Annotated in this window: 5 protein-coding genes; 3 read left to right on the forward strand and 2 right to left on the reverse strand. The window is 75.3% G+C overall.

The window, feature by feature from the left end; all coding sequences use genetic code 11:
• Nucleotides 1–1,074: LCP family protein (locus tag ACFV0G_RS35350; RefSeq protein ID WP_380556785.1), on the forward strand; the 1,074-nt coding region annotated here is incomplete at its 5' end.
• Between the two features lie 14 nt (nt 1,075–1,088).
• On the opposite strand, the gene ACFV0G_RS35355 is transcribed toward ACFV0G_RS35350, so the two are convergent.
• Both ACFV0G_RS35355 and ACFV0G_RS35360 read right to left on the reverse strand, forming a co-directional pair.
• Complete coding sequence (locus ACFV0G_RS35355; protein ID WP_380556787.1) at nt 1,089–2,207, reverse strand: GNAT family N-acetyltransferase; 1,119 nt, start codon at nt 2,205–2,207, stop codon at nt 1,089–1,091.
• On the reverse strand, nt 2,204–3,397 hold the full coding sequence (locus tag ACFV0G_RS35360; protein ID WP_380556789.1) for a glycosyltransferase family 4 protein: 1,194 nt from the start codon (nt 3,395–3,397) through the stop codon (nt 2,204–2,206). Before ACFV0G_RS35360 ends, ACFV0G_RS35355 begins: the two co-directional genes overlap by 4 nt.
• A gap of 82 nt (nt 3,398–3,479) precedes the next feature.
• Here ACFV0G_RS35360 and ACFV0G_RS35365 point away from each other — a divergent pair, with 82 nt between their 5' ends.
• Both ACFV0G_RS35365 and ACFV0G_RS35370 read left to right on the forward strand, forming a co-directional pair.
• The gene (locus tag ACFV0G_RS35365) at nt 3,480–4,325 is read left to right on the forward strand and encodes a CmcI family methyltransferase (protein WP_380556791.1); all 846 of its coding nucleotides are present in this window, start codon (nt 3,480–3,482) and stop codon (nt 4,323–4,325) included.
• Nucleotides 4,322–4,787: polysaccharide deacetylase family protein (locus ACFV0G_RS35370; protein WP_380556793.1), on the forward strand; the 466-nt coding region annotated here is incomplete at its 3' end. The genes ACFV0G_RS35365 and ACFV0G_RS35370, both read left to right, overlap by 4 nt.

Consider the following 4,787-nt stretch of genomic DNA (forward strand, 5'->3'; position numbering starts at 1 on the left):
GGCGAACAGCCCCCAAGGCGCCGTCCGGTGACCCGCGGACCGGCCCCGGAGGCGGGCGCACCACAGGACGCGCAGGGGGCGGCGCCGACCCGCCCGAGGCGGCGCCGGGTGCTGAAGGTCCTCGCGATCTCCGCGGCCGGGCTGCTGGCCGCTGCCACCGGGCTCGGCTGGTGGGCCTACCGCCACCTGGACGGCAACATCCACCGCGACACCGCCACCGAGCGGCTGCTCGCCGGCCAGTCGGGCCTGCGGCCCCCGGCCACCGGGAATGCCGAGAACATCCTGGTGATGGGATCCGACTACCGTCCGGAACTGGGCAGCGCCCGCTCCGACACCGTCCTGCTGATCCACCTCTCCGGTGACGGCGAACGGCTCCAGATCGTCAGTGTGCCGCGGGACATGATGGTGCAGATCCCGAGCTGCCCGCAGGCCGGGGGCGGGTCGAGCCGGGCCCAGTACTCCCAGTTCAACTGGAGCTTCGACCTCGGCGGGGCGGCGTGCACGATCCGCACCTTCGAGGACCTGACCGGCATCCGGGTCGACCACCACATGGTCCTCGGCTTCGAGGGGTTCAGCCGGATCGTCGACGCGCTGGGCGGCGTGGAGGTGGACCTGCCGCAGGCCGAGCGCGACCCGAACGTGGGCCTCGACCTGTCCGCCGGCCCGCACCTGCTGCACGGCGCCGACGCCCTGGCCTACGTCCGGGCGCGCGAGTACGTCGGCGACGGCAGCGACACCAACCGGATGCAGCGTCAGCAGGCCTTCCTCAAGCTGGTCACCGCGAAACTGCGCAGCAACGGCACGCTGTTCAACCCCGTCCGGCTGTACCCCGTCCTCGATGCCGTGACCTCGTCGATCACCGCCGACGCCGGCCTCGACTCCCTCGGCCGGCTGACCGACCTGGTGGAGCGGCTGCGGGCCGTGCCGGAGAGCCGGGTGGACTACCGCACGGTGCCCCGCCGGCCGTACGCCGCCGATCCGGACCGGGACGTGCCGGACGAGCCCGCCGCGTCCGAGACGTTCCGGGCACTGCGGGAGGACCGGCCGTACCCGGCGGACCTGGCGAAGGGCTGACGCCGGTCCGCGGGTCAGCCGTCGGCGGGGCGGGTCGTGCCGCGGCGCCGGCGGGCGTGGCGCAGGACCGCGCCGGAGAGCAGCGCGGCCGGGCTCCGCGGACGCAGCCACTGCACGTCGTGGCGGTCCGTGGCCCCGAAGGAGCGGTACTTGTAGGCCTCGTCCCCGCGCAGGAAGTCGAAGACCCGGGCGCCGCGGTCGGCCACCGTGGCGATGGTCCGGTTCAGCAGAACCGTGCCGAGGCTCAGCCGGGCGTAGGCCGGGTCCCATCCGCCGTTGTAGTAGGCGAAGGTCTGCCCCCACCGGAAGCCGTACACCGCGCCGATCGCCCGGCCCTCGTGCTCGGCGAGGAGCGCCGCGGGGCCGCGGCCCGGTGCGGCCCGGTGCTGCAGCCGCAGGTGGAAGGCGCGGCGGGCGGGGCCGAACGCGGTGGGCACGCCCTTGTGCTCCTGGCGCAGCCGGTGCAGCCGCAGCACGGTGTCCAGGACCTGCGCGGTCATGGCGGGCGGTTCGATCCAGCGGAACGACACTCCCAGGTCGGCGAGTTGCCGTTCGCGGCGGCGGCCGGTGGCGCGGAAGCCGCGCGAGCCGACCTCCGTGTCGGGGCCGATCACCAGACGGGGGCAGGTGACCGAGGCGACCCGGAAGGTGCCGGGCGGGAGCAGCGCGGGGTCGGCCTCCGGGTCCATGGCCGGGAGCCAGACGCTGCGGCCGGCCGTCCGTTGGCGCAGCCAGCGCCCGGCCTCTGCGCACCGCTGCGGCGCGACCGGAAGGATGCCGTGGTCGGCTGCGTCGTCCGGTTCGCCGAGCAGCGTCCAGGCCGTCACCGGCAGCGGCAGCCGGGGGTGCAGTGCGGCCCGGCGCAGGACCAGCGGCAGCACCGCCTCGACGGCGCCGTCCGGTGCCGTCCAGACGGCCGCCTCGGCGCCGGCGGCGACGGCCGGCTCCATGGTCTCCCAGGCGGCGAGCACCCAGTCCGGGGTCGCGAAGTAGGAGGAGCCCGGCGTCGCGGCGGCCAGCCGCCGCCAGCCGTCCTCCAGCGGGGCGAGGCCCTGCGGGGTCCGGTGGATCCGCGGACCGGGTGCCCGGACGGCGTCCGCGGCGACGGCCGGCGGCCCGGCGGGCGGGCTCATCGGCCGCGCTCCGCGAGCAGGTCGACCAGTCCGTCGGCGAACCTGCGGCTCATCTCCTCCACGGTGTAGCGGCCGGCATCCTGTTCGCCGGCCTGCCGCAGCGCCTCCAGGTCGGCGGGCCGGGTGAGCAGGTCGGCGACGGCTGCGGCGTACCGGACCGGGTCGTCCGGCGCGACCAGCGCGTTGCGCCCGTCCTCCAGGTACTCGAACTCGGGTGCGTGCCAGGGCCAGGGCGTGGTCACTACCGGTGTGCGGAGCACGAACGAGTCGACGGCGCACAGGCCGACCAGTCCCGGCATCAGCATGACGTCCGACACCGCGCCCAGCAGGGCCTTGCGCGCGCCGAAGGCCTGGCCCACCGGGACCACCGCCCGGCCGGCCGCCGCCGCCCGCTCGACGAGCGCCCGGTGCTCGCCCGTCCCGGCGACCAGCAGCCGGAACCCGGGCAGCCTGCGGGCCACCTCCTCCGCCGCCTCGACCAGGAACGGGATCCGCTTGCCGGTGCTGAGGGCACCGACGAACAGGCCCGTCCGGCCGGCCCGGAGGCCGTACTCCGCCCGCAGGGCGGCGAGCTGCTCCGGCGTCACGGCCCGGTACGCCGCGTCGAGTGCGGCGGTGTCGACGGCGTTCTGCACCACGGTGACCCGCTGCCCGGGGAAGCCCTGCCCGGTCACCGCCCGAGCGCCGCCCGCGGTGTAGGAGAAGAACCAGCGGGCCTGCCGGGTCAACGCGAACTTGAGCGACTGCTCCAGGCGGGACTGCGGGCGGGTGTAGGTGCGCCCGTGGTCCCACATCGCGACCGTCGGCCCGCAGCCCGCCCACTGCCGCAGCAGCAGCGGGTACAGCTCCAGGTTGCGCAGCGACTGGTCGACCACCAGGACGTCCGAGGAGCGTACGAGCGGGCCGATCCGTTTGTGGACCACCGGCCGGCCGGCGACCTCGGTGCTCCACTGCGGCAGGCGGACCGCGCCGGCCATCTCGACGGAGTCCTGCCGCTCCTTCAGATCCCTGCTGTACGGGGCGCCGAAGGCCAGGACGAAGCCGATGCCGCGCTCGTCGAGGTCGGCCTCGAGCCGCCGGTAGAAGGAGCGCCGGAACTCCGAGAGGAACGGCACCACCAGGGTGACCTGCGGGCGGCGCGCCCGACCGCGGGCCGCCCGGTGGCGTGTCGACTGCTGCTGTGCATTCATGCTGGATAAATTGCCACAATCGCGGCCAAACGGGCACCTGTCGGCGCTTCCGGCCGGGAATGACGACACATTAGGAGCAGTCGTGAAGCACAACGCCCTGACCCGGCGGCTCGCCGAGAGCCCGCTGGCACCCGTGGCCGCCCTCCCGGTCCGCTTCGGGGACGCCGCCCGGCACAACGCCCGGATCGCCCGGCGCTCCGCCGCCTGGCTGTTCCGGTCCAGGGAGCACGTCCACTACACCTACGACCTGGAACCGCTCAACCTGGAGCACCTGGCGTGGTTCGTGGCGACGGCTACCGGCACCGGCGTGGACGCTGTCCGCGGCTACCTCCGGGAGGTCAAGGAGGACGACCGGCTCGCCGCGGTGATCGGCGCCACCCTCGCCCGCAGCCCGCGGCGGGCCACCACCGACCCGGTGGTCCGCTACGGCCGGCGGCTCGGCTGGTACGCCTTCGTCCGCGCGCTGCGGCCCGAGTTCGTGGTGGAGACCGGCACCAACCGCGGCCTCGGCAGCGTCGTCACCGCCGCCGCGCTGCTCCGCAACGGCAGCGGCACCGTGGCCACGGTCGACCTCGACGACCGGGCCGGCGAGCTGATCGTCCCACCGTACGACGCGGTGATCGAACACGTCACGGGCGACTCCCTGGATTTCCTCGCCGGGCCGGTCGCCCGCCGCCGCCCGATCGACCTGCTGCTCGTCGACACCGGCCACACCCCGGAGCACGAGCGCGCCGAACTGGACGCCGCCACGCCCCTGCTGGCGCCGGGCGCGGTCGTCCTCGCCACCAAGAGCTACTGCTGGCCCGAGCTCCAGCGCTGGGCCGAGCGGCAGCAGCGGGAGTTCCTGTACTTCCACGAGAAGCCGCGCGACCACTGGTACCCCGGGGTCGGCATCGGCGCCTCCTTCCCCGCGCTGGTCCGGGCGTGAACCCGGCCGTCCGGGCCAGGCTCTCCACCTGGTACGACCGCTGCGACGCCTGGGAGGGCGCGGACGCGGCGCTGCGCCACTCCCCCGCGCAGGCCTGGTTCCGGCACCGCTCGGCCGGCCGACTGGCAGTGCTCGGCTACCACGGGGTCGAGGACGCCGCCGGTTTCGCGGCCCACCTCGACCTGCTGCAGCAGCGCTGCCACCCGGTCTCGATCGACCAGGTGGAGGAGGCCTGCCGCGGGGGCCGGCCGCTGCCGCCGCACAGCGTGCTGATCACCTTCGACGACGGCGACCCGACCGTCCACGGCCGGGCCCTGCCGCAGCTCGCGGCCAGGGGCATCCCGGCGGTCTGCTTCGTCATCCCCGGGCTGATCGGCACCGACCAGCCGTTCTGGTGGGACGAGGTCGAGCACCTCGCCCGCCACGGCGGCCGCACCCCCCGGGTCCCGGCCGCCCCGCCGG

It is taken from the genome of Kitasatospora sp. NPDC059571, from assembly GCF_042735675.1.
GTDB lineage: Bacteria > Actinomycetota > Actinomycetes > Streptomycetales > Streptomycetaceae > Kitasatospora.

Excerpts from the sequence above, each read along its gene's own strand:
- ACFV0G_RS35355 (WP_380556787.1), bottom strand. The coding sequence starts at position 2,207 with ATGAGCCCGCCCGCCGGGCCGCCGGCCGTCGCCGCGGACGCCGTCCGG.
- ACFV0G_RS35360 (WP_380556789.1), bottom strand. The coding sequence starts at position 3,397 with ATGAATGCACAGCAGCAGTCGACACGCCACCGGGCGGCCCGCGGTCGG.